The 25,937-nt window shown below is 56.9% G+C and carries 24 protein-coding genes; 16 read left to right on the top strand and 8 right to left on the bottom strand.

Annotation, left to right across the window (positions count from 1 at the left end; all coding sequences use genetic code 11):
* The first annotated feature begins 139 nt into the window (after positions 1 to 139).
* Both ABIE11_RS14755 and ABIE11_RS14750 read left to right on the top strand, forming a co-directional pair.
* Entirely contained in the window at positions 140 to 1,192 is a 1,053-nt protein-coding gene (locus tag ABIE11_RS14755) for a patatin-like phospholipase family protein (RefSeq protein WP_107702304.1), read from the top strand.
* Positions 1,189 to 1,971 (top strand): TatD family hydrolase, encoded by a 783-nt coding sequence (locus tag ABIE11_RS14750; RefSeq protein WP_181827301.1) that lies wholly within the window; start codon positions 1,189 to 1,191, stop codon positions 1,969 to 1,971. Before ABIE11_RS14755 ends, ABIE11_RS14750 begins: the two co-directional genes overlap by 4 nt.
* Here ABIE11_RS14750 and ABIE11_RS14745 read toward each other — a convergent pair.
* Entirely contained in the window at positions 1,966 to 2,826 is an 861-nt protein-coding gene (locus ABIE11_RS14745) for a YjjW family glycine radical enzyme activase (RefSeq protein ID WP_429184774.1), read from the bottom strand. The two genes, ABIE11_RS14750 and ABIE11_RS14745, sit on opposite strands and share 6 nt — an antisense overlap.
* Positions 2,801 to 4,348 carry a YjjI family glycine radical enzyme gene (locus tag ABIE11_RS14740; RefSeq protein ID WP_429184773.1) on the bottom strand — a complete coding sequence of 516 codons (1,548 nt, stop codon included), beginning with the start codon at positions 4,346 to 4,348 and terminating at the stop codon, positions 2,801 to 2,803. Before ABIE11_RS14740 ends, ABIE11_RS14745 begins: the two co-directional genes overlap by 26 nt.
* Before the next feature lie 261 nt (positions 4,349 to 4,609).
* On the opposite strand from ABIE11_RS14740, the gene deoC reads away from it, so the two are divergent.
* From deoC to deoD, 4 genes are all read left to right on the top strand, one after another.
* Entirely contained in the window at positions 4,610 to 5,389 is a 780-nt protein-coding gene (gene deoC, locus ABIE11_RS14735; RefSeq protein ID WP_103947176.1) for a deoxyribose-phosphate aldolase, read from the top strand.
* Positions 5,390 to 5,551: 162 nt separating this feature from the next.
* Positions 5,552 to 6,874 (top strand): thymidine phosphorylase, encoded by a 1,323-nt coding sequence (gene deoA / locus ABIE11_RS14730; RefSeq protein ID WP_429184772.1) that lies wholly within the window; start codon positions 5,552 to 5,554, stop codon positions 6,872 to 6,874.
* 60 nt (positions 6,875 to 6,934) lie between these two features.
* Positions 6,935 to 8,158, top strand: coding sequence for a phosphopentomutase (deoB, locus tag ABIE11_RS14725; RefSeq protein ID WP_100777731.1), 1,224 nt, complete (start codon positions 6,935 to 6,937; stop codon positions 8,156 to 8,158).
* Between the two features lie 103 nt (positions 8,159 to 8,261).
* A complete protein-coding gene (gene deoD, locus ABIE11_RS14720) occupies positions 8,262 to 8,984 on the top strand; it encodes a purine-nucleoside phosphorylase (RefSeq protein WP_100777730.1) in 723 nt (240 codons plus the stop codon).
* Between the two features lie 70 nt (positions 8,985 to 9,054).
* Here the strand turns inward: deoD and lplA are convergent, their stop codons facing one another.
* Together lplA and ABIE11_RS14710 are read right to left on the bottom strand one after the other, a co-directional pair.
* A complete protein-coding gene (gene lplA, locus ABIE11_RS14715; RefSeq protein WP_100777729.1) occupies positions 9,055 to 10,071 on the bottom strand; it encodes a lipoate--protein ligase LplA in 1,017 nt (338 codons plus the stop codon).
* A gap of 38 nt (positions 10,072 to 10,109) precedes the next feature.
* The gene (locus tag ABIE11_RS14710; protein WP_100777728.1) at positions 10,110 to 10,754 is read right to left on the bottom strand and encodes a YtjB family periplasmic protein; all 645 of its coding nucleotides are present in this window, start codon (positions 10,752 to 10,754) and stop codon (positions 10,110 to 10,112) included.
* A gap of 117 nt (positions 10,755 to 10,871) precedes the next feature.
* Here ABIE11_RS14710 and serB point away from each other — a divergent pair, with 117 nt between their 5' ends.
* The 3 genes from serB (at position 10,872) to nadR (ending at position 14,534) form a co-directional block, all read left to right on the top strand.
* On the top strand, positions 10,872 to 11,840 hold the full coding sequence (gene serB / locus ABIE11_RS14705) for a phosphoserine phosphatase (protein WP_100777727.1): 969 nt from the start codon (positions 10,872 to 10,874) through the stop codon (positions 11,838 to 11,840).
* A gap of 11 nt (positions 11,841 to 11,851) precedes the next feature.
* On the top strand, positions 11,852 to 13,234 hold the full coding sequence (radA, locus tag ABIE11_RS14700) for a DNA repair protein RadA (RefSeq protein ID WP_100777726.1): 1,383 nt from the start codon (positions 11,852 to 11,854) through the stop codon (positions 13,232 to 13,234).
* 67 nt (positions 13,235 to 13,301) lie between these two features.
* Complete coding sequence (gene nadR, locus ABIE11_RS14695) at positions 13,302 to 14,534, top strand: multifunctional transcriptional regulator/nicotinamide-nucleotide adenylyltransferase/ribosylnicotinamide kinase NadR (RefSeq protein ID WP_100777725.1); 1,233 nt, start codon at positions 13,302 to 13,304, stop codon at positions 14,532 to 14,534.
* Between the two features lie 62 nt (positions 14,535 to 14,596).
* Here nadR and ABIE11_RS14690 read toward each other — a convergent pair whose 3' ends face one another.
* The gene (locus tag ABIE11_RS14690; protein ID WP_429184771.1) at positions 14,597 to 15,598 is read right to left on the bottom strand and encodes a zinc-binding alcohol dehydrogenase family protein; all 1,002 of its coding nucleotides are present in this window, start codon (positions 15,596 to 15,598) and stop codon (positions 14,597 to 14,599) included.
* Positions 15,599 to 15,704: 106 nt separating this feature from the next.
* Between ABIE11_RS14690 and ABIE11_RS14685 the strand changes: the two genes are divergently transcribed.
* Positions 15,705 to 16,604 (top strand): LysR family transcriptional regulator, encoded by a 900-nt coding sequence (locus tag ABIE11_RS14685; RefSeq protein ID WP_194512674.1) that lies wholly within the window; start codon positions 15,705 to 15,707, stop codon positions 16,602 to 16,604.
* Between the two features lie 83 nt (positions 16,605 to 16,687).
* Here ABIE11_RS14685 and ettA read toward each other — a convergent pair whose 3' ends face one another.
* Complete coding sequence (ettA, locus tag ABIE11_RS14680) at positions 16,688 to 18,355, bottom strand: energy-dependent translational throttle protein EttA (RefSeq protein ID WP_100777722.1); 1,668 nt, start codon at positions 18,353 to 18,355, stop codon at positions 16,688 to 16,690.
* A gap of 226 nt (positions 18,356 to 18,581) precedes the next feature.
* On the opposite strand from ettA, the gene sltY reads away from it, so the two are divergent.
* Entirely contained in the window at positions 18,582 to 20,519 is a 1,938-nt protein-coding gene (gene sltY, locus ABIE11_RS14675) for a murein transglycosylase (RefSeq protein ID WP_429184770.1), read from the top strand.
* 56 nt (positions 20,520 to 20,575) lie between these two features.
* Positions 20,576 to 20,902 (top strand): trp operon repressor, encoded by a 327-nt coding sequence (gene trpR / locus ABIE11_RS14670; RefSeq protein ID WP_100777720.1) that lies wholly within the window; start codon positions 20,576 to 20,578, stop codon positions 20,900 to 20,902.
* 57 nt (positions 20,903 to 20,959) lie between these two features.
* Here trpR and yjjX read toward each other — a convergent pair whose 3' ends face one another.
* Positions 20,960 to 21,511 carry an inosine/xanthosine triphosphatase gene (yjjX, locus tag ABIE11_RS14665; RefSeq protein ID WP_429184769.1) on the bottom strand — a complete coding sequence of 184 codons (552 nt, stop codon included), beginning with the start codon at positions 21,509 to 21,511 and terminating at the stop codon, positions 20,960 to 20,962.
* Positions 21,512 to 21,560: 49 nt separating this feature from the next.
* On the opposite strand from yjjX, the gene gpmB reads away from it, so the two are divergent.
* The gene (gene gpmB, locus ABIE11_RS14660; RefSeq protein WP_100777718.1) at positions 21,561 to 22,208 is read left to right on the top strand and encodes a 2,3-diphosphoglycerate-dependent phosphoglycerate mutase GpmB; all 648 of its coding nucleotides are present in this window, start codon (positions 21,561 to 21,563) and stop codon (positions 22,206 to 22,208) included.
* Here gpmB and robA read toward each other — a convergent pair.
* The gene (gene robA / locus ABIE11_RS14655; protein ID WP_100777717.1) at positions 22,205 to 23,074 is read right to left on the bottom strand and encodes an MDR efflux pump AcrAB transcriptional activator RobA; all 870 of its coding nucleotides are present in this window, start codon (positions 23,072 to 23,074) and stop codon (positions 22,205 to 22,207) included. The genes gpmB and robA overlap by 4 nt on opposite strands.
* A gap of 211 nt (positions 23,075 to 23,285) precedes the next feature.
* On the opposite strand from robA, the gene creA reads away from it, so the two are divergent.
* Genes creA through creC form a run of 3 tightly spaced genes read left to right on the top strand, consistent with a single transcriptional unit; the run spans position 23,286 to position 25,885 of the window.
* Positions 23,286 to 23,756, top strand: coding sequence for a protein CreA (gene creA / locus ABIE11_RS14650; RefSeq protein ID WP_100777716.1), 471 nt, complete (start codon positions 23,286 to 23,288; stop codon positions 23,754 to 23,756).
* Positions 23,757 to 23,771: 15 nt separating this feature from the next.
* Positions 23,772 to 24,461: a two-component system response regulator CreB gene (gene creB, locus ABIE11_RS14645; RefSeq protein ID WP_100777715.1), complete on the top strand. Its 690-nt coding sequence runs from the start codon at positions 23,772 to 23,774 to the stop codon at positions 24,459 to 24,461.
* Positions 24,461 to 25,885, top strand: a complete 1,425-nt coding sequence (creC, locus tag ABIE11_RS14640; RefSeq protein WP_429184768.1) for a two-component system sensor histidine kinase CreC — start codon at positions 24,461 to 24,463, stop codon at positions 25,883 to 25,885. Before creB ends, creC begins: the two co-directional genes overlap by 1 nt.
* Positions 25,886 to 25,937 lie beyond the last annotated feature (52 nt).

Below are 25,937 nucleotides of genomic sequence, written 5' to 3'. Positions count from 1 at the left end.
GCGTAATCAGCCCGTCGGAAAACACAGCCGACAACACCACACTAAAAGCCAGTCCTTGCGACTGGCTTTTTCTGGTTTGAGTCATAGGGCCAGTTTGCGCTACTGTGTAATAACAGAAGAATGAAAAACAGGTGTAGCAGTGGGGCAGAGAATTCCGGTTACGCTCGGCAATATCGCGCCGTTGGCGTTAAAACCTTTTCGCGTCGGCCGGCTCGCGCTGGTATGCGAAGGCGGTGGGCAGCGAGGCATCTTCACGGCCGGGGTGCTGGATGAATTCATGCGCGCGCAATTTAACCCCTTCGATCTCTTCTTTGGCACGTCCGCCGGGGCGCAAAACCTCTCTGCCTACGTCTGTAACCAGCCCGGTTACGCACGCAAAGTGATCATGCGTTACACCACTTCTCGCGATTTCTTCAATCCGCTGCGCTTTGTACGCGGCGGAAATCTCATCGATCTGGACTGGCTCTTAGACTCCACCTCCAGCCAGATGCCGCTGGCGATGGACACCGCTTCTCGCCTTTTTGATACGGGAAAAGAGTTCTGGATGTGCGCCAGCCGGGGCGATGACTACACGCCGGGCTACTTCTCACCGCAAAAAGAGAACTGGCTGGATATTCTGCGTGCATCCAGCGCGATTCCTGGCTTCTACCGGACCGCAGCGGCCCTCGACGGCATCAACTATCTGGACGGTGGAATCAGCGACGCCGTCCCCGTTCAGGAAGCTGCCCGCCGTGGCGCGCAAACTATCGTGGTGATCCGCACCGTGCCGTCGCAAATGTACTACACCCCGCAGTGGTTTAAGCGCATGGAAAAATGGCTTGGGGACAGTAGCCTGCAGCCGCTGGTGAACATCGCTCATCAGCATGAAACCAGCTACAGCGCAATGCAGCGGTTTATCGAAAAGCCGCCGGGCAAGCTGAAAATCTTTGAAATCTACCCGCCGAAACCCCTTAACAGCATGGCGCTGGGCAGTCGCATACCTGCGCTGCGCGATGACTATAAAACCGGGCGTCTGTGCGCTCGCTATTTCCTGGCAACGGTGGGGAAACTGCTGGCCGAAAGTCCGCCTATTTATCGGCATAAGCGCATCATCACGCCGCCGGCGATTGTGGCCAACGACGCCCTGACGATGCCGCTGGTGGATGCCCCGCAGGCGAACGATACGACCTTTGATAACGAGGATCTGGCGTGACTTTTCGCTTTGTCGACACCCATTGCCACTTTGATTTCCCGCCGTTTACCGGCAACGAAGCGCAAAGTATTGCGCAGGCAGCGAAGGCGGGTGTGCAGGCGATTATCGTGCCTGCCATTGAAGCGGCGAATTTTGAGCGGGTGCTCGATTTGGCCCGCAGCCACACGGCACTCTACGCCGCGCTGGGCCTGCATCCCATTGTGGTGGAAACGCATCAGGATGCGCATCTTGACCAGCTGGAAGCCTGTATTCTCACCGCCGGAAACAAGCTGGTGGCGATCGGTGAGATCGGTCTCGATCTCTATCGTGACGATCCGCAATTCGACCGCCAGCAGGCGCTTTTGGATGCGCAGCTAAAACTGGCTAAACGTCACGATCTGCCGGTGATCCTCCACTCGAGACGCACTCACGACAAACTGGCGATGCATCTCAAACGCGCCGATCTGCCGCGAACCGGCGTAGTGCACGGTTTTTCCGGAAGCCTGCAACAGGCGCAACGTTTTATCGAGCTGGGCTACAAAATTGGCGTCGGCGGCACAATCACCTATCCGCGCGCCAGTAAAACCCGCGACGTGATGGCGCAGTTGCCCCTGTCATCCTTGCTGCTGGAAACTGACGCGCCGGACATGCCACTGAACGGTTTTCAGGGCCAGCCGAATCGCCCGGAGCAGGCGGCGCGTGTCTTTACGACGCTGTGTGAATTACGTGCTGAGCCGGCAGAAACCCTCGCCGATGCGCTGCTGCAAAACACTGAAGATCTGTTTGGCATCACCCTATAAATAGAGCGCCGGACGGATCACCGCGATCCTCTGTTTCTCCAGCGCGCAGGCCAGAGGTTCTACATCCTCTGCCGTGGCGCTGCGCCAGCTGGCCGCCTCGCCGTACACCCCGTGGGCGTGAAAAGCGTTGATCCTGACAGGCACATCGCCGAGAGCGTGAATAAAGGCGATCAGCGACTCCAGATGTTTCAGATAATCACAATGATCCGGGATCACCAGCAGCCGCAGTTCCGTTAAACGCTGATGGTGCGCCAGCCAGCGAATGCTGTCTTTAATCTGCGGGTTTTCGCGCCCGGTCAGGAAACGGTGATGCTCGTTGTTCCAGGCTTTCAGATCCAGCATGGCACCTTCAAAAAACGGCAGCAGCTTTTGCCAGCCGGTTTCACTCAGCAGCCCGTTGCTGTCTACCAGACAGGTTAAATGTTTCAGGGAGGCGTCCGCTTTGATGGCGCGAAACAGCGCCACCACAAACGGCAGCTGGGTAGTGGCTTCGCCGCCGCTGACGGTTATCCCTTCAATAAAAGGCGCGACGGTGCGAATCTGCCCAAGGATTTCCTCTACGCTGAAACGCTGCGCCATCGGGGTGGCCTGTTGCGGGCAGACGTGCAAACAGGTGTCGCATTTTTGACAGATACTCTCCTGCCACCAGACGCGCCCGGCCTGAATGGTCAGGGCATCGTGCGGACAGTGAAGCACGCAGTCGCCACAATCGTTGCAGCGGCCAATGGTCCACGGGTTGTGGCAGGTTTTGCAGCGCAGGTTACACCCCTGCAGGAACAGCGCCAGGCGGCTGCCCGGCCCGTCCACGCAGGAGAAGGGGATAACCTGACTAACTAAAGCGCATCTGCTGTTCATGGCTCATCACGCGCGGCTGACGTTCAAGGATACGTGTATTGCGTGCGGCCTCTTCGCCAAGCCAGGTGGTGTTGGTACGAGAGCCTTCCGCGCGGTATTTCTCCAGATCTGACAGGCGCACCATATACCCGGTCACACGCACCAGATCGTTCCCGGCGACGTTGGCCGTGAATTCGCGCATCCCGGCGTTAAACGCCCCAAGACACAGCTGAACCACGGCCTGCGGGTTACGCTTGATGGTTTCGTCCAGCGTCAAAATATCACTGATGCCTGAATGATAATATTTGTGATGCGGCGCGACGGCCAGCAGATGGCTAATCGGATCCGGCTCATCGCCATACGGCAGACGCGCACCCGGCGTAGTACCCGCGTCAGAGCTGATTCCGGACTGGGCATGCAGCATGGCGCGCTGCTTCCAGCCGTGTTTCACCGGCGTATTTTCGACAAATTCCGCAAGCTGTTCGCTCATGCGGTAGCCCAGCGCATTGGCCTGCTCATCCTTGCCGTAACGCGCGTTCAGCCCGGCTTTCTCGCACAGGGTATTCACCGCTTCGGCCAGACCGTACATGCCAAACATCGGCACAAAACGATCCGCATCAATCAGCCCCTCTTTTACCAGGAAGCTATTCTCAAAGAAGCCGGATTGCTCATACAGGAAATCACAGCGTGCATCGATAATCGCGATCTGCTGCTGGCAGTAGTGCGGTAGCGTGCGGGTAAAGAAATCGTCCATTGATTCACTGCTCTCGGCAATAGCCTTGAGGTTGAGGCGAACTAGGGTACTGCCACCGCCCGCCAGCGGCAGGGAGTTGTAACAACTCACTACGCCATAACGGCCTTTTGTGAAAATTTTATCATTCACCGGACCGTTGGAAATATGCGGTTTACTGCATTCGCAAATATTTTTCGCCACGCTCAGCAGCAAATCATCAGGGGTGATTTCCGGGTCGTAAATAAAGGTGAGATTCGGTGCGACCTGCTTCAGCTCTGCGTCAGCGCGTAAAATTGCGCGGGTGACTGGGGTATCCGCAGGGCCGATGTTGGCGTGCATAAACGCGTCTGGCAGGGTTCTGTCGAGATAACGCCAGAAACGTTTTATTCGGCTATCAATTTCTTCTTGTGTTAGAATTATAACATATGGTTGCAGCAACGCGTCGAGATGGCCGAGAAACACCGGCATCGATGTGACGGATGGAACATGGTGGTAGAGGATGGTGAGTAACGACAGGGCCTCATCGAGATCTTTCGCCCCTTCCAGCTCTAACCACTCTGAGCCGTTTGCCAGGAATTTAGCGTAGTCCGGCAGAACGTAGCGCGGTTTGAAGGGCGCATGGCCTTCAAACATATCGCAGATGAAACCCTCGTCCAGTGCCGCACGCGCGGCCTGTGACAGCGCGGGGTAGGGTAGATTGTTTTCCGCTTCCAGCGCCAGGAAATGACGTTTTTGCTCGGCTGTCAGTACCGGGCTTGTCACAATTTGCTGGCAACGTTGTTGCAAAGCATCGAGACAGGAGGTGGACATGTTCGCTTCCTTTTATTCTGCGGTTGATGGGCCGATTGTAGGAACTCATCATGCGAAACCATTTGATCCGACGCGGGTGATTGCTGTTTTAGCCAGCAGCCTGAGGACTAAAGTTTGAAGTTGATCTCATTACAGTAATGCAAATTTGTATGCAGTTTTCATTAACTGTGATGAATGTCGAAGTGTGAATGCGGGTGAATGTTAGAATACTCACAGACCCGCACGGTGAAAATTTATACGGCGAAGCCGTTGGAGAATGTTATGACCGATTTAACCGCAAGCAGCCTGCGCGCGTTGAAACTGATGGACCTGACCACCCTGAACGATGACGACACCAATGAAAAAGTGATCGCATTGTGCCATCAGGCGAAAACGCCAGTGGGCAATACCGCTGCCATCTGCATCTATCCGCGTTTTATCCCGATTGCACGTAAGACGCTGAACGCGCAGGGCACGCCTGACGTGCGTATCGCAACCGTCACCAACTTCCCGCACGGCAATGACGACATCGACATTGCGCTGGCTGAAACCCGCGCGGCGATTGCCTACGGTGCTGATGAAGTTGACGTGGTGTTCCCGTACCGTGCGCTGATCGCCGGCAACGAGCAGGTCGGTTTTGACCTGGTGAAAGCCTGTAAAGACGCTTGTGCGGCGGCTAACGTGCTGCTGAAAGTGATTATCGAAACGGGCGAGCTGAAAGAAGAAGCGCTGATTCGTAAAGCATCTGAAATCTCTATCAAAGCGGGTGCGGATTTCATTAAAACCTCTACCGGTAAAGTGCCGGTCAACGCAACGCCAGAAAGCGCTCGCATCATGATGGAAGTGATTCGTGACATGGGCGTGTCTAAAACCGTTGGTTTCAAACCTGCGGGCGGCGTGCGTACTGCAGAGGACGCGCAGCAGTTCCTGGCCATCGCTGACGATCTTTTTGGCGCCGACTGGGCGGATTCCCGTCACTACCGCTTCGGCGCATCCAGCCTGCTGGCAAGCCTGCTGAAAGCGCTGGGTCACGGTGACGGTAAGAGCGCCAGCAGCTACTAATTACTCGTCATAGTCAGGCTGCACTTTCACCCCAGTCTCTTACTTGTGTAGGCGCCTGGGGGGCACTTTCTTGCCGCCCTCCGGCAGCTCGAATTATGTAGAGTAATATTATTATCGCGGCGGGTTTACCGCCGCATTTAACCTGATTCCCCGGGGGTTACCGTGTTTCTCGCACAAGAAATTATTCGTAAAAAACGTGATGGTCATGCATTAAGCGACGAAGAGATCCGCTTCTTTATCAACGGTATTCGTGACAACACCATCTCTGAAGGGCAGATTGCCGCCCTGGCGATGACCATTTTCTTCCACGATATGGCGATGCCGGAACGTGTCTCGCTGACCATGGCGATGCGGGATTCAGGAACCGTTCTGGACTGGAAAAGCCTTAACCTCAACGGCCCGATTGTGGATAAACACTCCACGGGCGGCGTGGGCGATGTCACTTCCCTGATGCTCGGCCCAATGGTCGCCGCATGTGGGGGCTATATCCCGATGATCTCCGGGCGCGGCCTGGGGCATACGGGCGGTACGCTCGACAAACTGGAAGCCATTCCGGGCTTCGATATCTTCCCGGATGACCAGCGCTTCCGCGAAATTATTAAAGACGTTGGTGTGGCGATTATCGGCCAGACCAGCTCTCTCGCGCCGGCAGATAAACGTTTTTACGCCACCCGCGATATCACCGCGACAGTGGATTCCATTCCGCTGATCACCGCCTCGATCCTCGCCAAAAAGCTGGCAGAAGGTCTGGATGCCCTGGTGATGGATGTGAAAGTGGGTAGCGGCGCGTTTATGCCAACCTATGAACTCTCTGCGGCACTGGCCGAAGCGATCGTGGGCGTCTCCAACGGTGCAGGCGTGCGCACAACGGCGCTGCTCACCGACATGAACCAGGTGCTGGCTTCCAGCGCGGGTAACGCCGTCGAAGTGCGCGAAGCCGTGCAGTTCCTGACCGGGGAATACCGCAATCCGCGTCTGTTCGACGTCACGATGGCGCTGTGCGTTGAGATGCTGATCTCCGGTAAGCTCGCCAAAGACGACGCCGACGCGCGCGCGAAACTGCAGGCGGTGCTGGATAACGGCAAAGCGGCGGAGATCTTCGGTCGCATGGTGGCTGCGCAAAAAGGCCCAACCGATTTCGCCGAAAACTATGCGAAATACCTGCCGACCGCGACGCTCAGCAAGGCGGTTTACGCCGATGCGGAAGGTTTTGTCTCCGCCATGGACACCCGTGCGCTGGGCATGGCCGTGGTATCGATGGGCGGCGGACGCCGTCAGGCATCGGACACGATTGATTACAGCGTCGGCTTTACCGATATGACCCGTCTGGGTGACAGCGTTGACGGGCAGCGTCCGCTGGCGGTCATCCATGCTAAAGACGAAGCCAGCTGGCAGGAAGCGGCGAAAGCGGTGAAAGCGGCCATTAAACTTGACGACACAGCTCCCGAAACCACACCAACCGTCTATCGTCGTATCACCGAATAGCGGTATACTGATCTGATCGGTTTTTTATGAATTTTTGAAGCACATAAGTACGGAGAACATATGAAACGTGCATTTATTATGGTGCTGGACTCATTCGGCATCGGCGCTACAGAAGATGCAGACCGCTTTGGTGATGTCGGTTCCGACACCATGGGCCATATCGCAGAAGCGTGTGCGAAAGGCGAAGCGAACAATGGCCGTCAAGGCCCACTGACGCTGCCAAACCTGACCCGCCTGGGTCTGGTTAAGGCGCATGAAGGTTCGACTGGTAAAGTGGCGGCCGGTATGGACGCTAACGCAGAAGTGATCGGCGCATACGCCTGGGCGCACGAGCTTTCCTCAGGTAAAGATACCCCGTCTGGTCACTGGGAAATCGCCGGTGTACCGGTTCTGTTCGACTGGGGCTACTTCTCCGATCACGAAAACAGCTTCCCGCAGAAGCTGCTGGACAAGCTGGTTGAGCGCGGCAATCTGCCGGGTTACCTCGGTAACTGCCACTCCTCCGGTACGGTGATTCTGGATCAGCTCGGCGAAGAGCACATGAAAACCGGCAAGCCGATTTTCTATACTTCCGCTGACTCCGTGTTCCAGATTGCCTGCCACGAAGAGACCTTCGGCCTGGATCGTCTGTACGAGCTGTGCGAAATCGCGCGTGAAGAGCTGACCGAAGGCGGCTACAACATTGGCCGCGTAATTGCTCGTCCGTTTATCGGCGACAAACCGGGCAACTTCCAGCGTACCGGCAACCGTCACGATCTGGCCGTAGAACCGCCAGCACCGACCGTGTTGCAGAAACTGGTTGATGAAAAAGCGGGCGAAGTGGTGTCTGTCGGTAAAATCGCAGACATCTACGCCAACTGCGGCATCACCAAAAAAGTGAAAGCCACCGGTCTGGACGCGCTGTTCGACGCCACCATCAAAGAGATGAAAGAAGCGGGCGACAAGACTATCGTCTTCACCAACTTCGTAGACTTCGACTCCTCCTGGGGCCACCGTCGCGACGTCGCTGGTTATGCTGCCGGTCTGGAACTGTTCGACCGCCGTCTGCCAGAACTGCTGGAGCTGGTGGGGGAAGATGACATCATCATCCTCACCGCTGACCACGGCTGCGACCCAACCTGGACCGGTACCGACCACACCCGCGAGCACATTCCTGTGCTGGTGTACGGACCGAAAGTGAAACCAGGATCGCTGGGCCACCGCGAAACCTTCGCGGATATCGGCCAGACCATTGCGAGCTACTTCGGTACTTCGCCAATGGACTACGGCAAAAACATGCTGTGATGCACATGCCCGGCAGCACTGCGCTCGCCGGGCCTACGATTTAGTAGGTCGGGTCAGGCGCAGCCGCCACCCGACAAAACGACAATTTTAAAAGGATCTGAAGATGGCTACCCCACACATTAATGCAGAAATGGGCGATTTCGCGGACGTAGTGTTGATGCCGGGTGACCCGCTGCGCGCGAAGCACATTGCGGAAACCTTCCTCGAAGACGTGCGTGAAGTTAACAACGTGCGCGGCATGCTGGGCTTCACAGGTACTTACAAAGGCCGCAAAATCTCTGTGATGGGTCACGGTATGGGTATCCCGTCCTGCTCCATTTACACCAAAGAGCTGATCACCGATTTCGGCGTGAAGAAAATCATCCGCGTCGGCTCTTGCGGTGCAGTGCGTATGGACGTGAAACTGCGTGACGTCGTCATCGGTATGGGTGCTTGCACCGATTCCAAAGTCAACCGTATGCGTTTCAAAGACCACGACTTTGCAGCCATCGCTGACTTCGGCATGGTGCGTAACGCGGTTGACGCGGCGAAAGCGCTGGGCGTTGATGCGCGCGTTGGTAATATCTTCTCTGCTGACCTGTTCTATGCACCGGACGGCGGCGAAATGTTCGACGTGATGGAAAAATACGGCATCCTGGGCGTGGAAATGGAAGCGGCGGGCATCTACGGCGTAGCGGCTGAGTTTGGTGCGAAAGCGCTGACCATCTGCACCGTATCTGACCACATCCGTACTCACGAGCAGACCACTGCCGCTGAGCGTCAGACCACCTTCAACGACATGATCAAAATCGCGCTGGAATCCGTTCTGCTGGGCGATAAAGAGTAAGTCTGTTTGCCGGGTGGCTTCTCCGCCTTACCCGGCCTGCAATGTTAAAGCCCGCTTGCGGGCTTTTCTGTCACCGCACCGCTTTCGCTATCCACGCCGACAACTCCCGCAACTCTTTTTCCTGCTCCGGGAATTCGCCTAACAGCGCGTCACACGCTTGCTGCAGACTCTCCGCGCGATACAGACATCCCTGCAAACGGGCCGCCAGCGCTTCCAGCGGGGCCGGATTGAGGCTATCGGTAAACACCTGCGTGCGCGTGATAATGCCCCGTTCAACGTCGAAATGCAGCTCTACGCCGCCCCAGGTGAAACGCTCATCCAGCAGATGCGAGAACGCCGGTGCCTGGCCGAAGTTCCACTCCCAGCTGCTTTGCCGGGCAAAGGTTTCGGCGAAGTTGGGCAAATCCGGCGTTTTGTCCGGGGAGATCACTTCCGCTTCGACGCGCTCGCCATAATGTTCGAAAAACGCCTCACGAATTGCCGCGCAGACCTGCTCATGGGTAATGCCTGGCAGCAGTTCCACCAGATTTGCCACGCGACCGCGCACCGAGGTAATCCCCTTGGCCTGCAGCTTTTTCTTGTCGGGATTGAGATAGTTCGCCAGACGGCTCAAGTCAGCGTTAAGCAGTAGAGTGCCGTGATGAAAACCGCGATCTTTGGTTTCGCGATAGGCCGAGCCGGAAACTTTACGGTCGCCTTCTGGGGTTTTGACCACCAGATCGTTTCGCCCGGAGGCTTCTGCCGTCACGCCGAGGGCGTTCAGGGCATTGAGCACAATCGCGGTGGAGATGGTTTTATCGTACTCCGGTTTCCCGGCCATAAAGGTGAAACAGGTATTGCCGAGGTCATGGAATACCGCGCCGCCGCCGCTGCTGCGACGGGCCAGACGCACGTTGTCCTCTTCCATGCGCCGGGTGTTGCACTCTTTCCACGGGTTCTGCGCGCGGCCAATGACCACCGTATCGGCGTTGCGCCAGAGAAACAGGACGCGCTGTGTGGCAGGCATCTGGCGGAAGATGCACTCTTCCACCGCGAGGTTGAACCAGGGATCGTAAGAGTCAGAGATAAGCAGGCGTAGTGTCGTCATGGCAGATTTCCTTTCCGAATCGTCCACCCACTTTACCATTAATCCTTCTTCTCGCTCTCTTCCTCTTCTGGCACCGATTTACTGGCCGTCAGCAGGAAAGGCGACTGCTGCCAGCGCGTGCGTTTGCCCTGCAAAAGCGTGCGCGTTAACACGACGCCAATCGCCAGCGAAAGGAGTAACATCAGGCGTAGAATATTCGTGGTGTTATCCACCTGTTTGGCTTCGGTCGGCAGGGTGTGGGTGTCGAGGGTCAGACGCAGGTAGCCCAGCGGGCCATTCTTGCCCTGAATCGGCTCGATAATTTGCTGATTGAAATAGCCGCCAGCCTTTTTGCCGTCGAGCGCCAGACGGTCGCGCACGTCAACGTGCTCACCGGCGCGGGCAATCAGATCGCCCTGCTCGTCGTAGACCCCTGCATCCAGAATACGGCTGTTTTCCGTAATCTGACGCAGTATTTGGGCGATGCGTTTATCGTCCGGCGTCTCGGTGCGCATTGCGGGCGCAACGCTCAGGGTAACCTGACGCGCCAGGGTTCGCGCCAGCTCTTCGAACTGCGGATTACGTTGTCGTTGATGATTCTGGCTAAACCAGGATGCCCCTTGCATCAGCGCCACCAGAAGCGCGAGGCAGGACAGGACAATCACTGCACGATGAAGCCGGAATTTCAGTTTTGCGCGAGCCATATTCCACCTGCTGAAAATTTACGGCTTAATGTTGCCAGAAGTGATGGTTACAGGGTAGCCTCATGCGTTATTTTCCCCCTGGAACCTTCCGGCGCGAACCAATTTACAGGAGCTTCAATGCCGAACATTACCTGGTGCGACCTGACCGATGACGTCTCTTTATGGCCAGGATTGCCGCTCTCATTAAGTGGCGACGAGGTCATGCCTCTGGACTACCATGCGGGGCGTAGCGGCTGGCTGCTGTATGGCCGTGGCCTGGATAAGCAACGCCTGACGCAATACCAAACCAAGCTCGGCGCGGCGATGGTGATTGTGGCGGCCTGGTGCGTGGAAGATTATCAGGTGCTGCGTCTGGCCGGATCTCTGACACAACGCGCGACCCGCCTGGCCCACGAAGCCGGGCTGGATGTGGCGCCGCTGGGTAAAATCCCGCATCTGAAAACGCCAGGACTGCTGGTGATGGATATGGATTCGACCGCCATTCAGATCGAGTGCATCGACGAACTCGCGAAACTGGCCGGTAGCGGCGAGATGGTGGCGGAAGTGACCGAACGCGCCATGCGCGGCGAACTCGATTTTGCCGCCAGCCTGAAGCAGCGCGTCGCCACGTTGAAAGGGGCCGATGCCAACATCCTGCGTCAGGTGCGTGATGAACTCCCGTTGATGCCTGGCCTCACCCAACTGGTACTGAAGCTGGAAACCCTCGGCTGGAAAGTGGCGATTGCCTCCGGCGGGTTCACTTTCTTCGCGGACTACCTGCGCGACAAACTGCGCCTGACCACCGTTGTGGCGAACGAACTGGAGATCCGCGACGGTAAACTGACCGGCGAAGTGATCGGCGATATCGTGGATGCCCAGTACAAAGCCAACACCCTGACGCGTCTGGCGGAAAAATATGAAATTCCGGTCACGCAGACCGTCGCCATCGGTGACGGCGCGAACGATCTGCCAATGATCAAAGTGGCCGGGCTGGGCATTGCCTATCATGCCAAGCCAAAAGTAAACGAAAAGACGGAAGTCACCATTCGTCACGCCGATCTGATGGGGGTGTTCTGCATCCTCTCCGGTAGCGTGAATCAGAAATAAAGAGGTAAACCGTGGCGAAAGCTCCAAAACGCGCATTTGTCTGTAATGAATGTGGTGCGGATTATCCGCGCTGGCAGGGGCAGTGCAGTGCCTGTCATGCCTGGAACACCATCACCGAAGTGCGTGTGGCCGCTTCGCCAACCGTGGCCCGTAATGAGCGTCTGAGCGGCTATGCGGGCAACGCTGGCGTCTCGAAGGTACAAAAACTTTCCGAGATCAGCCTCGATGAAGTGCCGCGTTTTTCCACCGGTTTTAAAGAGTTTGACCGCGTACTGGGCGGCGGCGTGGTGCCGGGCAGCGCGATTCTGATCGGCGGTAACCCCGGCGCCGGTAAATCGACGCTGCTGCTGCAAACGCTGTGCAAACTCGCCGAACAGATGAAAACCCTGTACGTGACCGGTGAAGAGTCTTTGCAGCAGGTCGCGATGCGCGCACACCGTCTCGGTCTGCCGACCGGCAATCTGAATATGCTGTCGGAAACCAGCATCGAGCAAATCTGTATGATTGCTGACGAAGAGCAGCCGAAGCTGATGGTCATCGACTCCATCCAGGTCATGCACATGGCGGATATTCAGTCTTCGCCGGGCAGCGTGGCGCAGGTGCGTGAAACCGCCGCCTATCTGACGCGCTTTGCTAAGACGCGCGGCGTGGCTATCGTGATGGTCGGCCACGTCACCAAAGACGGCTCTTTGGCCGGTCCGAAAGTGCTTGAGCACTGTATCGACTGCTCCGTGATGCTCGACGGCGATGCGGATTCCCGTTTCCGCACCCTGCGCAGCCATAAAAACCGTTTTGGTGCGGTGAATGAGCTGGGCGTTTTCGCCATGACCGAACAGGGTCTGCGTGAAGTGAGCAACCCATCGGCCATCTTCCTGAGCCGTGGCGACGAAGAGACCGCCGGCAGCTCGGTGATGGTGCTCTGGGAAGGGACGCGGCCGCTACTGGTGGAGATTCAGGCGCTGGTGGATCAATCCATGATGGGCAACCCTCGTCGCGTGGCGGTCGGGCTTGAGCAAAACCGTTTGGCGATTCTACTGGCGGTACTGCACCGCCACGGCGGGCTGCAAATGGCGGATCAGGATGTGTTCGTCAACGTGGTGGGCGGCGTGAAAGTGACAGAAACCAGTGCCGATCTGGCCTTGCTGCTGGCGATGGTCTCCAGCCTGCGCAACCGACCGCTCCCGCAGGATCTGGTGGTGTTTGGCGAAGTGGGGCTGGCCGGAGAAATTCGCCCGGTCCCGAGCGGCCAGGAGCGTATCTCCGAAGCGGCGAAACACGGTTTCCGTCGTGCCATTGTCCCTGCTGCCAACGTACCGAAAAAAGTGCCGGAAGGGATGAAAATTTTCCCGGTGAAAAAACTGTCGGATGCGTTAAGCGTCTTTGACGACTTATAATATTAACGTGCGTATCTTTTTTGGCGGGAGCGTTTTGCTGACCCGCCTCACTTAGCAGGAGGCTCTTGTGTCAACATTTGACTATCTTAAAACCGCGATCCGCCAGAAAGGCTGTACTTTGCAGCAGGTGGCGGAAGCGAGCGGGATGACCAAGGGCTATTTAAGCCAGCTTCTGAATGCCAAAATCAAAAGCCCGAGCGCGCAAAAACTTGAGGCGCTGCACCGCTTTCTGGGCCTCGAATTTCCGCGCATGCAAAAGAATATCGGGGTGGTATTTGGCAAGTTTTATCCGCTGCATACCGGCCATATCTATCTGATTCAGCGCGCCTGTAGCCAGGTGGATGAGCTGCATATCATCATGGGTTACGATGACACGCGTGACCGCGCGTTGTTCGAAGATAGCGCCATGTCCCAGCAGCCGACTGTCTCAGACCGTCTGCGTTGGCTGCTGCAGACGTTCAAATACCAAAAAAACATTCGTATTCATGCCTTTAACGAAGAGGGCATGGAGCCGTATCCGCACGGCTGGGATGTGTGGAGTAACGGCATCAAAGCCTTTATGGAAGAGAAGGGGATAGCCCCGAACTGGATCTATACGTCTGAAGAGTCCGATGCGCCACAGTTCCGCGAACATCTCGGAACGGAAACGGTATTGATCGATCCTAAGCGCACCTTCATGAACATCAGCGGCGCGCAAATCCGCGAAAACCCGTTCCGCTACTGGGATTACATCCCAACGGAAGTGAAGCCGTTCTTTGTGCGCACGGTGGCGATTTTGGGCGGTGAATCGAGCGGTAAATCTACGCTGGTCAACAAGCTGGCGAATATCTTCAACACCACCAGTGCCTGGGAGTACGGGCGCGATTACGTCTTCTCACACCTGGGCGGCGATGAGATGGCGCTCCAGTATTCCGATTACGACAAAATCGCGCTGGGCCATGCGCAGTACATTGATTTCGCGGTGAAATACGCGAACAAAGTGGCGTTTGTGGATACGGATTTTGTGACCACTCAGGCGTTCTGTAAAAAGTACGAGGGCCGTGAGCATCCGTTTGTTCAGGCGCTGATCGATGAGTATCGCTTCGATCTGGTGATTTTGCTGGAAAACAACACGCCGTGGGTCGCCGATGGGATGCGCAGCCTGGGCAGCTCCGTCGACCGCAAAGAGTTCCAGACCATGCTGGTGGATATGCTGCGTGAGAATAACGTGGAGTTTGTCCATGTGGAGGAGTCGGACTACGATGGCCGCTTCCTGCGTTGCGTGGAGCTGGTGAAGACGTTGATGGGGGAGCAGGCGTAAAGCGCTGCTCCGAACGATCCCCTCTCCTAAACAGGGAGAGGGTCAGAAAGAGGGTAATGACCTCAGAACTGCACTACCACCTTCCCGCGCATATGCCCGTCCAGCACTTTGCGGTGCGCTTCGCTAATGCTCTCCACGCTTAATCCCTGCAGCGTCTCACTCAGCGAACTCTCCACCACGCCGTTTTCGACCAGCTTCGCGACCTCATTCAGAATCTCACCCTGACGCGCCATGTCCGCAGTCTGATACATGCTTCGGGTATACATGAACTCCCAGTGCAGCGCGGCAGATTTAGACTTCAGCTTGTTTTGATCCAGCGGATGGTCGTTCTCAACGATGGTGCAAATATGCCCCTGCGGCGCAATCAGCTCGCTGACCGCCGCCCAGTGCCCGTCGGTATCGTTAAGAATGAAAATGTAATCCACAAAGGTAATGTCGTGCTTCGCCAGTTCACCTTGCAGGTCGCGATAATTCACCACCAGATCCGCACCGCGATCCCGGCACCACTGGGCCGAATCTTCCCGGGACGCCGTGGCGATCACCTTGATCTGGCTGTTGTGTTTGGCAAAGGGGATCGCCAGCGATCCGACGCCGCCCGCGCCCCCGATGATCAGCAGTGTTTTGTCCGATCCGGCGTCCTGGATATTCAGCCGTTCAAACAATCCTTCCCACGCCGTCAGGGCGGTTAACGGCAGCGCCGCTGCGGCAGCCCAGTCGAGGTTTTGCGGTTTGTGGCCGACGATGCGCGCATCAATCAGCTGGTGCGTGGCATTGCTGCCCGGACGGGTGATGTCCCCTGCGTACCACACTTCGTCACCGGCTTTGAATTGCGTAACGCTCGCACCGACCGCCTTCACAATTCCGCTGGCGTCCCAGCCCAGAATACGCGGCGCTTGCAGACCGTTTTTGCTCAGGCTGGCATGAACTTTAGTATCGACCGGGTTTACAGAAACGGCTTTCACCTCAACCAGCAAATCATGCTCACCGGGCTGCGGCATGGGCTGCGTGATCTCAATAAAAGCAGAAGGCTGGTCTGGATTAACGGCAATGGCTTTAACGGACATGGTGAACTCCTCATGGAATGCGTTTGTTGAGGCTAGTCTATTAAGTCACCAGTTGCGTGATAAGATGGACAATCAATAACAAAGTGTTCGCTTGAGATGAACAATCATGTTTAAACAGCTACAGGATATGGCCCTGTTTGCGCTGGTGGCCGAGATGGGGAGTTTTACCGCGGCGGCGCAAAAAGCGAGCCTGCCAAAATCAAGCGTCAGCCAGCGAATCAGCCAGCTTGAGCAGCAGGTCGGTATCCGCCTGCTGAACCGCACCACCCGCAAACTCAATTTAACCTATGCCGGAGAGCACTATCTGGTGCACTGCCGCGAGATGCTGGCGGCGAGCGAGCGCGCGGAATACGCCATTCAGCGTCTGCGCGATAATCCCGGCGGTCGGCTGCGGATCACAAGCCCGGCGGGGATTGGTGCCACGCTGCTGGCGCATCTGAATGCGGAGTTTCAGCGCCGTTATCCGGATGTGTCACTCGATGTCTGTATTTCAGATGATGTGCAGGATTTGGTGGAGTCTGGCTATGACGTTGCGCTGCGCACCGGTAAGCCGCAGGACTCTTCGTTGATTGGCCGTATGATTGGCAACTGCCCGCGCTATATGCTGGCCTCGCCCGATTATCTGGCGCGTTTTGCTCCTCTGGAACATCCACGGCAGCTGGTGGATCACCGCTGTATCACTCACAAAGCCTGGCCGGAGTGGCTGTTGCGTCGTAACGACGAGGATTATCGGCATCTGCCTGACAACGCGCATGTCACGGATAACCTGGTTTACGCCAGGGAGAGTGCCATTGCGGGGGCGGGAATCACGCTGCTGCCCGCGTTTTTGCTGGAAGATAAAATCGAGAAGGGAGCGCTGGTGCCGGTGTTGCCAGAATGGCGCGTGGAGGGGAATGAACTATGGCTGGTCTACCCGAGCCGGAAGCTGAATTCGCCTGCGCTGATGAGCTATATCCAGTTTGCGATGCAGTTTGATGAGGTGAAGCGGTTTTACGTTGGGGTGTGAATGCCGGGAGGCGATGACGCCTTACCCGGCCTGCTTTCTTTCGTTTGCCCGGCAGGCAAAACGCCGCCGGGCAAATCAGGCACTTATTTGGAGATACGCTTGTACTTGATACGTTTTGGCTCCAGCGCATCGGCGCCGAGCGTGCGTTTCTTGTACTCTTCGTATTCGGTAAAGTTACCTTCGAAGAACTCCACTTTACCCTCGTCCTGGTAATCCAGAATGTGGGTGGCAATACGGTCCAGGAACCAACGGTCGTGCGAGATCACCATCGCACAGCCCGGGAACTCCAGCATGGCGTTTTCCAGCGCACGCAGGGTTTCAATATCCAGGTCGTTGGTCGGTTCATCGAGCAGCAGTACGTTACCGCCAACCTGCAGCAGTTTCGCCAGATGCAAACGGCCACGCTCACCGCCGGACAGCTCGCCGACGCGTTTACCCTGATCCACACCTTTGAAGTTGAAGCGGCCAACGTAGGCGCGGCTCGGCATCTCGGTGTTACCGATACGCATGATATCCTGCCCGCCGGAGACTTCTTCCCATACGGTTTTGCTGTTGTCCATTGCGTCACGGAACTGGTCAACGGAGGCCAGTTTCACGGTATCACCCAGCGTAATGGTGCCGCTGTCAGGCTGTTCCTGACCAGACATCATGCGGAACAGGGTTGATTTACCGGCGCCGTTCGGACCGATGATCCCGACAATCGCCCCTTTCGGCACGGAGAAGCTCAGGTCGTCGATCAGCAGGCGATCGCCGTAGGATTTACGCAGATTGCTCACTTCAACGACTTTATCCCCCAGACGCGCGCCTGGTGGAATAAACAGTTCGTTGGTTTCGTTACGTTTCTGGTATTCGGAGTTGTTCAGCTCTTCAAAGCGTGCCAGACGGGCTTTGCCCTTAGACTGACGGCCTTTAGCGCCCTGACGAACCCACTCCAGCTCTTTCTCAATCGATTTACGACGAGCGGCTTCCTGAGACGCTTCCTGCGCCAGACGCTGATCTTTCTGCTCAAGCCAGGAGGAGTAGTTGCCTTCCCACGGAATACCTTCGCCGCGGTCCAGCTCGAGGATCCAGCCTGCCACGTTATCAAGGAAGTAACGGTCGTGGGTAATTGCCACAACGGTCCCTTCGAAGTCGTGCAGGAAGCGTTCCAGCCAGGCGACGGATTCAGCATCCAGGTGGTTCGTTGGTTCGTCGAGCAGCAGCATGTCTGGCTTTTCCAGCAGCAGACGGCACAGCGCGACGCGGCGGCGTTCACCACCGGACAGTTTTTCGATTTTCGCGTCCCAGTCTGGCAGGCGCAGGGCATCGGCCGCACGCTCCAGCTGGACGTTCAGGTTGTGACCGTCATGCGCCTGGATAATTTCTTCAAATTTACCCTGTTGCGCCGCCAGTTTGTCGAAGTCAGCGTCCGGTTCAGCGTACTTCGCGTACACCTCGTCCAGGCCTTTCAGTGCGTTAACAACTTCAGAAACGGCTTCTTCGATGGATTCGCGAACGGTGTGTTCCGGGTTAAGCTTCGGTTCCTGCGGCAGGTAACCGATTTTGAGACCAGGCTGCGGGCGAGCTTCACCTTCGATGTCTGTATCGATGCCGGCCATAATGCGCAGCAGGGTGGACTTACCGGCACCGTTGAGACCCAGAACACCAATTTTTGCGCCCGGGAAGAAGCTCAGCGAGATATTTTTCAGAATATGACGTTTCGGCGGAACGACCTTGCCGACACGATGCATGGTATAAACGAATTGAGCCACGTGGACTTCGCCTCTTTTATCGTGAAGAAAATAGAATTCAGCTGCGAAGTGTAGCCTTTTTCAGTGCCTAATCCCAGCCAGGAACGTCGGGAGTGTTAAAGCACGCAAGAAAGGTAAAAAAGTGTCCATAACGTGGCGTGTTGCGGTATGCCTGGTTAGCATAGATCCATTACATTTTTATGTGGCACGACGCCGCAACGGTATTCAACAAAATGAGGAAGAGCTTGTGGAAAAAGCCAAACAGGTGGTCTGGCGTCTGCTGGCTGCCAGCGTATGCGTGATGACGATAAGCCACGCAGCGCATGCCGATTCACTGGATGAACAGCGCAACCGCTATGCGCAAATCAAGCAGGCGTGGGACAGTAAGCAGATGGATACCGTGCAGGCACTGATGCCGACGCTGAAAGAGTATCCGCTCTATCCGTATCTGGAATACCGCCAGATCACCGACGATCTCATGAACCAGCCGACCCTCACCGTCGCGAATTTTATCCAGGCGAATCCGACGCTACCGCCCGCCCGCGCTCTGCAATCGCGCTTTGTGAATGAGCTGGCGCGTCGTGAAGACTGGCGCGGTCTGCTGGCGTTCAGCCCGGAAAAACCGGGCACCACCGAAGCGCAGTGTAATTTCTATTACGCCAAATGGGCGACCGGGCAGCAGCAGGAAGCCTGGAGCGGGGCGAAAGATCTGTGGCTGACAGGCAAAAATCTGCCAAACGCCTGTGACTCGCTGTTTGGCGCCTGGCGCGCATCGGGTCAGCAAGATCCGCTGGCCTATCTCGAACGTATTCGCCTGGCGATGAAAGCGGGCAACACGCGTCTCGTGACCACGCTGGCCGGGCAGATGCCCTCCGATTACCAGACCATTTCCACAGCGGTTCTTCAGCTCGCCAACGATCCCAATTCTGTGCTGACGTTTGCTCGCTCGACGGGCGCGACCGATTTCACCCGCCAGATGGCGGCGGTGGCCTTTACCAGCGTGGCGCGTGACGATGTGGAAAACGCACGGCTGATGATCCCGCAGCTGGTGCAGGCGCAGCAGCTCAACGACGATCAAACCCAGGAGCTGCGCGATATTGTCGCGTGGCGTCTGATGGGCACCGATGTGACCGACGAACAGGCGCGCTGGCGTGACGATGCGATCATGCGCTCAAACTCGACGTCGCTGGTTGAACGCCGCGTGCGTATGGCGCTCGGAACCGGCGATCGCCGTGGTTTAAACACCTGGCTCTCCCGCCTGCCGATGGATGCGAAGGAAAAAGACGAGTGGCGTTACTGGCAGGCCGATTTGCTGATGGAGCGCGGGCGTGATGACGAAGCGAAAGAGATCCTCCACTCCCTGATGCAGCAGCGCGGTTTCTATCCGATGGCGGCGGCGCAGCGTCTGGGCGAGGAGTACACGCTGAAGATCGACAAAGCCCCGACAAACGCCAATCCAGCCCTGACGCAGGGACCGGAAATGGCGCGCGTGCGCGAGCTGATGTACTGGAGCATGGATAACACCGCGCGCAGCGAGTGGGCCAACCTGGTGACCAGCCGTACGACTGACGAAAAAGCCCAGCTGGCGCGCTATGCCTTCGATAACCGCTGGTGGGATCTGAGCGTGCAGGCGACGATCGCCGGCAAACTGTGGGATCATCTGGAAGAGCGTTTCCCGCTGGCCTACAACGATCTGTTTGATCGTTACACCAGCGGCAAAGATATCCCGCAGAGCTATGCGATGGCGATTGCCCGTCAGGAGAGTGCCTGGAACCCGAAAGTGCGCTCGCCGGTGGGGGCCAGTGGCCTGATGCAAATTATGCCCGGCACCGCCACGCATATGGTGAAAATGTTTAATATTCCAGGCTACAGCAGCCCGTCACAGCTGCTGGATCCGGATACCAACATCAACATCGGCACCAGCTATTTGCAGTATGTTTATCAGCAGTTCGGCAATAACCGCATCTTCTCTTCGGCGGCGTATAACGCAGGGCCTGGGCGTGTGCGCACCTGGCTTGGCAACAGCGCCGGGCGCATCGACGCGGTGGCGTTTATCGAGAGCATTCCGTTCTCCGAAACGCGCGGTTATGTGAAGAATGTGCTGGCCTATGACGCCTACTACCGCTACTTCATGGGGCAGAAAGACACCCTGATGAGCGACGCGGAGTGGCAGAGAAAGTATTAATCCGGATGGGTTGTGTTATGCTTGTACTCGTCTAAGAGTACAAACGGCGGCATAACATGACCCAGCATTCCCCTTATTCATCGGCGATGGCCGAACAGCGCAACCAGGAGTGGCTTCGTTTTGTGGAGCTGCTTCGCCAGTCCTACGAGAAAGATCTGCACTTGCCTCTGATGCAGCTGATCCTGACGCCCGACGAGCGCGAAGCGCTAGGGACGCGCGTGCGCATCATTGAAGAGCTGCTGCGGGGGGAGATGAGCCAGCGTGAGCTGAAGAATGAGCTGGGGGCGGGGATTGCTACGATTACCCGTGGATCGAACAGCCTGAAATCAGCCCCGGTAGAGCTGCGCCAGTGGCTTGAGGAAGTGCTGCTGAAAAATGCCTGAGGGGATTTCCTGTTATCGGGAAAGAGTGCGATTGCAGGCCTGATGGCGTTGCGCTTATCAGACCTGCAAAAGATCAGCTCTCATTGTGGTGTTTTTACGGTAAATCGCGTTATGAAACGGGCTTAACGCCAGCACCACTGCCTGATGGTAAACGCTCGAACGCGTCAGCGTCCCGGCGGTAAACACGCCGATGGCTCCTTCTTTGCGGCCAATCTCGTCGATGCCGGTGTAGTGCGACATCACCGGCCCGAGCGCTTCTCCGGCCCGCACTTTTTCCAGAATGGTGGCCGGTAAAGGCAACGTCGCTGAACGGGATTCTCCGCGCTGCTCGCGGCTCTCAATCACCACCCAGCTAAAGGTTGCCCCTTCGTCAATTCCCGCTTCAATCGCGACCCAAAAATCGGCCTGCGGGCGCAGAGCTTTCGCATTCACGACGCGATTTCGTGCGCCGGCGCGCGTTTCTTCGCTTCCGAAAGGTTGTTCAGGGACGCCGCTCTCGACGCCGACGGCGTCGATATGGCAGGATCCTTCGCCGAAGATCTCTTCAAATGCCCTTAGAATTGCCTGAATTTTGGCAGGATTAGTGGTGGCAGAGACAACATGGTGCATAATTAAGCTCGATTCGAAAAAAACTCATCGCAGTATAACGGAAAAAAACATGTTACAGGTTTACCTTGTTCGCCACGGTGAAACGCAGTGGAACGCCGAGCGACGTATTCAAGGCCAGTCAGACAGTCCTCTCACCGCCAAAGGTGAGCAACAAGCATGGCAGGTTGCGGAGCGCGCCAGAACCCTGGGCATCACGCACATTATCGCCAGCGATTTAGGGCGCACGCAGCAAACGGCACGCATTATCGCTGAGGCCTGCGGGTGCGACATTATCCTCGATCCTCGCCTGCGCGAGCTCGACATGGGCGTGCTGGAAAAACGTCATGTGGATTCTCTGACGGAGCAGGAAGAGGGCTGGCGTCGTACGCTGGTCAACGGCACCGAAGATGGCCGTATTCCTGAGGGGGAGTCCATGCAGGAGCTGAGCGTGCGCGTTCAGGCGGCACTGGCAGATTGCCTCAAGCTACCGGCAGGTAGCCGACCGCTGCTGGTGAGCCACGGTATCGCACTGGGCTGCCTGGTGAGCACCATTCTTGGGCTGCCGGCCTATGCCGAACGCCGTTTGCGTCTGCGCAACTGCTCTATTTCCCGTATCGACTATCAGGAAAGCCCGTGGCTGGCGTCTGGTTGGGTGGTGGAAATGGCAGGGGACATCTCGCATCTGGACGCCCCTGCGCTGGATGAACTGCAGCGTTAGCGGCGAATAGGAATTAAGAATTCCATACGCAGATTGATTGGGCCTTCATCCGGTTTAGCATCGCTGGCCGGATAGTAGCGCTCAATGTCCTGACCTTTACGGCGGTTCAGATTCAGCATCGGCATGCAGGTACCGTAAACGGTCAGGATAAACTCCTGAACGCCCGTTCCCAGCCCTTCATAGTTGAACATCACGTATTCACCGCCTTCCAGCACGACCGGTTTCGAGCCCTGAATATAGCCATTGGCCATCTCAGGCGTGAGCGCGGTGGTGTAGAACACTTCCTGCTCGTCGTCCTTTTCCTGGCTTGGGTGCGTTTCGTTCAGGCCATACAGCAACGGCGGGATCGCTGGGGCATGGCTCAGGAAATCGCGCCAGAACTGGGTGCGCATCTGATGACGGAATTCAGAAATCTGTTCCAGCGAACAGGAGTAGCTTTGCGTCGTGCCAATCAGGTGCGTCTCTGGTAGGGTGACGAATTCATATTTTGGCATCGCAAATTCGCCCAGACGCAGCGGCGGGCGCATGCCAAACGAACTCCAGTCGGGTGAACGACGATAGAGCGCAGGCGTCAGCGAGAACTGTTTTTTGAAAGCGCGAGTAAAGGTCTGCTGCGAGTCAAAACGGTATTGCAGCGCAATATCCAGAATCGGACGCGCTGTCAGGCGCAAGGCCACCGCCGATTTTGAGAGACGACGTGCACGAATATAGGCACCGATAGCATGACCGGTGACATCCTTGAACATCCTTTGCAAATGCCACTTGGAATAACCTGCTTTTGCCGCCACATTATCCAGTGACAAAGGCTGGTCCAGATGACCTTCTAGCCAGGTAAGCAGATCGCGAATAATTCCAGCCTGATCCATATACTATCCTCATCCTTAAAACAGCAGGTGCCTGATAACAGGGTAGCGGATAATAGCATTTTTTGATGTTTTAGCATTCAGTGTTTTTTTTGCGCATTAATGCTTTTTGCCGCACATTATGGGCATCAAATTGCTAATCCTGTGATCTTGCTACATTTTTATCCTGTTTGTTGAATAATCGCTCAATGCAATTTTAAAGAATGGTAACAATATGAAATACAAGACATTGATCTTCACCGCTCTGATGCTGTTAGTGGGTCGTAACGCGCTGGCCGAAGAAGTTGGCTCCGTCGATACCGTGTTTAAAATCTTTGGCCCGGACCATAAAATCGTGGTCGAAGCCTTTGACGATCCCGATGTGAAGAACGTCACCTGCTATATCAGCCGCGCGAAAACGGGCGGGATCAAAGGAGGGCTGGGGCTGGCCGAAGATACGGCCGATGCGGCGATCTCTTGTCAGCAGGTGGGGCCGGTGGAGCTGAGCGACAAAATTAAAAACGGCAAAGCGCAGGGCGATGTGGTGTTCCAGAAACGCACTTCGCTGGTGTTCAAAAAACTGCAGGTCGTGCGTTTCTATGATGCAAAACGGAACACGCTGGCATACCTCGCGTACTCCGATAAAGTGGTTGAGGGCTCGCCGAAAAACGCACTGAGTGCCGTGCCGATCATGCCGTGGCGCTAACCCAGGGGGCACAGGATGCAGCAACCGTTGATTTGGCTGGTGGAAGACGAAATCAGCATCGCCGAGACGCTAATTTACATGCTTTCGCAGGAAGGCTTTGCGGTGAAGTCCTTCGAACGCGGGCTGCCTGCGCTCGAAGAGGCGCGGCGTCAGGCGCCTGCGCTCGCGATTCTGGATGTGGGTCTGCCGGATATCAGCGGTTTCGAGCTGTGTCGTCAGCTGCTGGCGCAACATCCATCACTGCCGGTGCTGTTCCTCACGGCCCGCAGCGATGAGGTGGATAAACTGCTGGGCCTCGAAATGGGGGCCGATGATTACGTCGCCAAACCCTTCTCGCCGCGCGAAGTGTGCGCCCGGGTGCGGACCATTTTGCGACGGATGCAGAAATCGGCGTTGCCTTCGGAGATCTTGCGCATCGGGCAGTTTGAACTCAACGAACCCGCCGCGCAGATCAGCTGGTGCGGCGAAGCATTACTTTTAACGCGCTACGAATTTTTGCTGCTTAAAACCTTGCTCCACGCGCCTGGCCGAGTATTTTCCCGCCAGCAGCTGATGGACAAAGTCTGGGGCGAGGATGGCGACAGCTTCGATCGCACCGTGGATACCCATATCAAGACTCTGCGCGCCAAACTGCGCGCCGTGAATGCGGACCTTTCGCCCATCAGCACCCATCGCGGCATGGGTTACAGCCTGGGGCTGTCGTAATGCGCATCGGCATGCGGCTGCTGCTGGGCTATTTCCTGATTGTCGCAATCGCCGCCTGGTTTGTGCTGTCGATCTTTGTGCAGGAGGTGAAACCCGGCGTACGCAGGGCCACCGAGGGGACACTGATTGATACCGCCACGCTGCTGGCGGAAGTGGGGCGCGACGATCTGCTGGCGAATGATCCCCAAAACGGCAGAGTTGCGCAGGCCTTCTCGCAGCTGCATCAACGCCCGTTTCGCGCCAACATTGGCGGCATCTACAAAGTGCGCAACGAATATCACTTATACATGACCGACGCGCAGGGCAAAGTGGTGTTTGATTCCACCGGAAAAGGGCTGGGTGAGGATTATTCGCGCTGGAATGATGTCTGGCGCACCCTGCGCGGGCAGTACGGCGCGCGCAGTACCCAGGACGATCCCAACGACCCTGAGAGCACCGTGATGTACGTGGCGGCACCCATTGTTGATCGGGGAAAAGTCATCGGCGTGCTGTCGGTGGGGAAACCAAACAGCGCTATGGCGCCGGTGATCCACCGCAGCGAGCGGCGCATTCTCTGGGCGGGCGGCGCGCTGCTGGGGATTGCCCTGCTGATAGGGCTGATTGTGGCGTGGTGGATCAACCGTTCCATCAGTTCCCTGTCGCGCTACGCGGATTCTGTGACCCACGACACGCCGCTGCCGTTGCCCGATCCGGGCAGTAGTGAGCTGCGCAAGCTGGCGCAGGCGCTGGAAAACATGCGTATCCGCCTCGAAGGCAAAAATTACATTGAGCATTACGTTCACGCCCTGACCCATGAGCTGAAAAGCCCGCTGGCGGCGATTCGCGGCGCGGCGGAGATTTTGTCAGAGCAGCCGCCGCCGCCGGTGGCCGCGCGGTTTATCGACAATATTCTGGTGCAGAACGCGCGGATGCAGTCGCTGGTCGAAAAGCTGCTGGAGCAGGCGAAACTGGAAAACCGCGTGGAAATTATCCCCGGCACCGTCAATATTACTACGCTGTTCACGCGCATCAGCGACGCGCGCGCAACGCTGTTGGCGGCAAAAAATATCCACCTGAGTTGCCAGGTCGACGTGCAGACGGTCGAGGGCGACGCGGATTTGCTGGAGCAGGCGCTGGGCAACCTGCTGGATAACGCCATCGACTTTACGCCGCACGGCGGGAGTGTCACGCTCACCGCTGAAGCGGCGCACAAGCAGATCCTGCTGAAAGTGACCGACAGCGGCAGCGGTATTCCGGACTACGCCCTGGCCCGCATCTTTGAGCGCTTTTACTCACTTCCGCGCGAAACGGGCCTGAAAAGCAGCGGCCTTGGGCTGGCGTTTGTGCAGGAGGTGGCGCGTCTGCATCACGGCGATATTCAACTTCGCAATCGCGAAGCAGGCGGCGTCGAGGCTATTTTGGCACTTCACCGTCCCTTCACATAACTTCAAATTCCGCGCACATAGCCACGTTACGCTCTCTCCATCACTAAGGAGA

It is taken from the genome of Lelliottia sp. 489 (genome assembly GCF_050435885.1).
Lineage (GTDB): Bacteria > Pseudomonadota > Gammaproteobacteria > Enterobacterales > Enterobacteriaceae > Enterobacter > Enterobacter nimipressuralis.
Note: the sequence above shows the minus strand (reverse complement) of the source record. Positions and strands in the feature narration are given on the sequence as shown.

What these genes read in the sequence shown, in the direction of transcription:
- ABIE11_RS14745 (WP_429184774.1), bottom strand. Translation starts at nt 2,826, where the DNA reads ATGAACAGCAGATGCGCTTTAGTTAGTCAGGTTATCCCCTTCTCCTGC.
- ABIE11_RS14740 (WP_429184773.1), bottom strand. Translation starts at nt 4,348, where the DNA reads ATGTCCACCTCCTGTCTCGATGCTTTGCAACAACGTTGCCAGCAAATT.
- deoC (WP_103947176.1), top strand. Translation starts at nt 4,610, where the DNA reads ATGACCGATTTAACCGCAAGCAGCCTGCGCGCGTTGAAACTGATGGAC.
- deoB (WP_100777731.1), top strand. Translation starts at nt 6,935, where the DNA reads ATGAAACGTGCATTTATTATGGTGCTGGACTCATTCGGCATCGGCGCT.
- deoD (WP_100777730.1), top strand. Translation starts at nt 8,262, where the DNA reads ATGGCTACCCCACACATTAATGCAGAAATGGGCGATTTCGCGGACGTA.
- lplA (WP_100777729.1), bottom strand. Translation starts at nt 10,071, where the DNA reads ATGACGACACTACGCCTGCTTATCTCTGACTCTTACGATCCCTGGTTC.
- ABIE11_RS14710 (WP_100777728.1), bottom strand. Translation starts at nt 10,754, where the DNA reads ATGGCTCGCGCAAAACTGAAATTCCGGCTTCATCGTGCAGTGATTGTC.
- serB (WP_100777727.1), top strand. Translation starts at nt 10,872, where the DNA reads ATGCCGAACATTACCTGGTGCGACCTGACCGATGACGTCTCTTTATGG.
- ABIE11_RS14690 (WP_429184771.1), bottom strand. Translation starts at nt 15,598, where the DNA reads ATGTCCGTTAAAGCCATTGCCGTTAATCCAGACCAGCCTTCTGCTTTT.
- ABIE11_RS14685 (WP_194512674.1), top strand. Translation starts at nt 15,705, where the DNA reads ATGTTTAAACAGCTACAGGATATGGCCCTGTTTGCGCTGGTGGCCGAG.
- trpR (WP_100777720.1), top strand. Translation starts at nt 20,576, where the DNA reads ATGACCCAGCATTCCCCTTATTCATCGGCGATGGCCGAACAGCGCAAC.
- yjjX (WP_429184769.1), bottom strand. Translation starts at nt 21,511, where the DNA reads ATGCACCATGTTGTCTCTGCCACCACTAATCCTGCCAAAATTCAGGCA.
- gpmB (WP_100777718.1), top strand. Translation starts at nt 21,561, where the DNA reads ATGTTACAGGTTTACCTTGTTCGCCACGGTGAAACGCAGTGGAACGCC.
- robA (WP_100777717.1), bottom strand. Translation starts at nt 23,074, where the DNA reads ATGGATCAGGCTGGAATTATTCGCGATCTGCTTACCTGGCTAGAAGGT.
- creA (WP_100777716.1), top strand. Translation starts at nt 23,286, where the DNA reads ATGAAATACAAGACATTGATCTTCACCGCTCTGATGCTGTTAGTGGGT.
- creB (WP_100777715.1), top strand. Translation starts at nt 23,772, where the DNA reads ATGCAGCAACCGTTGATTTGGCTGGTGGAAGACGAAATCAGCATCGCC.
- creC (WP_429184768.1), top strand. Translation starts at nt 24,461, where the DNA reads ATGCGCATCGGCATGCGGCTGCTGCTGGGCTATTTCCTGATTGTCGCA.